The sequence below is a fragment of the Streptomyces sp. 13-12-16 genome, from assembly GCF_002114215.1.
Taxonomy (GTDB): domain Bacteria; phylum Actinomycetota; class Actinomycetes; order Streptomycetales; family Streptomycetaceae; genus Streptomyces.
Genome location: NZ_NCTE01000882.1, coordinates 1 through 1,827, shown reverse-complemented (window position 1 = coordinate 1,827; position 1,827 = coordinate 1). Strand labels below are relative to the sequence as shown.

Annotated in this window: 2 protein-coding genes; both read right to left on the bottom strand. The window is 72.7% G+C overall.

Annotated features, from left to right (window positions below; translation table 11 throughout):
• Positions 1-197: 197 nt before the first annotated feature.
• Entirely contained in the window at positions 198-677 is a 480-nt protein-coding gene (locus B7767_RS31245; protein WP_073936277.1) for a MarR family winged helix-turn-helix transcriptional regulator, read from the bottom strand.
• A 30-nt stretch (positions 678-707) separates the two neighbouring features.
• Positions 708-1,622 (bottom strand): NADP-dependent oxidoreductase, encoded by a 915-nt coding sequence (locus B7767_RS31240; protein WP_085575077.1) that lies wholly within the window; start codon positions 1,620-1,622, stop codon positions 708-710.
• Positions 1,623-1,827 lie beyond the last annotated feature (205 nt).

Below are 1,827 nucleotides of genomic sequence, written 5' to 3'. Positions count from 1 at the left end.
CGGGTCTGCGGCGCGCCGACGTGCGTGTACGCGCATTCCTCCACCGCCGCGGTGACGTGCTGTTCATGCGCGGCGTCGAGGCGTCCGCGGAGGGTTCCTGTCGCCCCGGGCGGCGAGGGCTGCCCTCGGGGCGCCCTCGCTCCGCGCGGGGTGGGAGGGCGGTTCGCCCGGCGAGTGGGCCGCCCGCCCGTGCCTGATCACTCGGAGGGCGCCTGCCGGCTGTGGTCCCTGACCGACTTCTCGATGGTGCGCGCACACGTGGTGAACATCTCGACCTGGTCAGGGGTCAGATCGCGTACGGAGATCTGCTCCAGGGTGCGCCACATGTCGGCGATGGGCTCCCGCAGGGCGCGGCCGGCGTCGGTGAGGCTGACCACCATGACCCGCCGGTCGTGGGGAGCGGGCTCCCGGGTGAGCAGTCCGGCCTCCTGCATGCGGCGCAGTGACTTGGAGACGGTGGAGTGGTCGAGGCCGACACGCTCCAGGAGTTCCGCCTGTGTCCGGCCGTCGCGGTCGAAGAGCTGCATCAGCAGCAGCTCCTGCCCCGGGTGCAGGTTCAGGGCGCGCAGCATGGCGGCGGCGTGGCCGCGGTGCGCACGGGCGAGCTGGAAGATGGCGTAGCTCAGTCGCCCGTCGCGCGCCGCGTCCGGTAGCTCCGGTGAGGTGGTGTCGGACATTGCTGCTCCCTGGTCGTACGGGTGAGGTGGTCAGTCGACGGTGAGGACGATCTTGCCGCGGTTGTGGCCGCCGTCGCTGGCCTGCTGGGCCTTGGCGGCTTCCGCCAGCGGGTAGCTGGCGCTGATCGTGGTCACCAGTGTGCCGTCGGCGGCCTGCCGGGCCAGTTCGGCCAGCCGTGCGGCGGAGCGACGCTGCGGGCCCTCGGCGAAGACGACGCCGAGTTCACGGGCGCGGAAGTCGGCGGTGGTGACGATCCGGTCGGTGCCGCCGCGCAGGACGATGGAGTCCTCCAGCGCGCCCTTGCCCGCGGCGTCGAAGACGGCGTCCACCCCGTCGGGGGCGAGCTCGCGGACCCGCCGGACCAGGTCGTCCCCGTAGACCAGCGCGGTCGCGCCGAGCGAGGTGACGTACTCCTGGTTGGCCGGTCCGGCGGTGCCGATGACGCGGGCGCCGCGTGCGACGGCGAGCTGGACGGCGATGGTGCCGAGCGCGCCGGACGCTCCGTGGATCAGCAGCGTCTCACCCGAGGTGACGCCGAGCAGGTCCAGCACGCGTTCGGCACCGTCGCTCGCCACGGGCAGGGCGGCGGCGTGTGTCCAGTCCAGGCCGGCCGGCCTGGGCGCGAGGACGGCCGCGGACGCCAGGGCGTACTGGGCGTAGGAGCCGGTGTCGGACCAGCCCAGGACCTCGTCCCCCACCTTCAGGTGGTCGACGTCCTCGCCGACGGCGTCGACCACACCGGCGATCTCCCCACCGGGCACGGCGGGCAGCGTGGTGGGGAAGACGGCCTCCATGACACCGGAGCGGATCTTGCCGTCCACCGGGTTGACGCCGACAGCCCGTACCCGCACACGGACCTGGCCGGGGCCGGGCTGCGGAATGTCGATCTCCGCCTCGTGCAGGACCTCGGTGCCGCCGAACGCGTCGAAAACGATGGCCTTCATGACGGGATCTCCTCGTGTGGATGCCGCGCCGACCACTTTCTGTGGCCAGCCACATAAAAGTAGCACCGATTACGTGGCTAGCCAAGTAATCGCTTCGAGCGGGATTCCGGAGCCGACCCGCCTGCCGGCGCGGCCAGGGCCGCACCCCGCGCGTCAGCGCCGCACCCGGCGTGCCCGCCGTGCACCACGGGCTCCTTGCCCGCTG

Excerpts from the sequence above, each read along its gene's own strand:
- B7767_RS31245 (WP_073936277.1), bottom strand. The coding sequence starts at position 677 with ATGTCCGACACCACCTCACCGGAGCTACCGGACGCGGCGCGCGACGGG.
- B7767_RS31240 (WP_085575077.1), bottom strand. The coding sequence starts at position 1,622 with ATGAAGGCCATCGTTTTCGACGCGTTCGGCGGCACCGAGGTCCTGCAC.